Annotated in this window: 1 pseudogene; it reads left to right on the top strand. The window is 65.7% G+C overall.

Annotated elements, in window-relative coordinates:
- Positions 1-156: pseudogene (locus EN781_RS35725) on the top strand (sugar ABC transporter substrate-binding protein); the annotation flags it as partial.
- Between the last annotated feature and the right edge of the window lie 334 nt (positions 157-490).

The raw sequence follows: 490 nt of genomic DNA, 5'->3' as shown, positions 1-490 counted from the left end.
CCCTACACGGTGGTGTTCAACGACCTGATCAACTCCGCCAACGGTCCGTGGACGCAGATGGTCAACGAGGTCTTCTTCGGCGACGATGTCGACGGCGCGATATCGAATGCACAGGAGACCATGCAGTCGATCATCGACCAGGCGCCGCAGAAGTAGCGCCGCCCTCAACCTCCCCCTTGAGGGGAGGTCGGACCCGCAGGGTCCGGGTGGGGTCGCCCCGGCAGTGCTCGACGTTATCTCCCCGTCGGCGCGCGTCGCGGCGGACCCCACCCCCGGCCTTCGGCCGGACCCTCCCCTCGAGGGGGAGGGGACGCAGCGCCAACAGCAGGACTATCGCGTTGAGAAAGCACTCATCTAACCGGAATGCAGCGGGGCGTCAGCAGGTAGGCTCCCCCTTCTCCCCTTGTGGGAGAAGGTGTCGCCGAAGGCGACGGTTGAGGGGTGTTCCAGCATGGCGACAAGTTCGAAATCGCCGCCGCCTCGTTTCTCC

Source organism: Mesorhizobium sp. M4A.F.Ca.ET.090.04.2.1 (assembly GCF_003999085.1).
In the GTDB taxonomy this organism is placed as follows: domain Bacteria; phylum Pseudomonadota; class Alphaproteobacteria; order Rhizobiales; family Rhizobiaceae; genus Mesorhizobium.
Note: the sequence above shows the minus strand (reverse complement) of the source record. Positions and strands in the feature narration are given on the sequence as shown.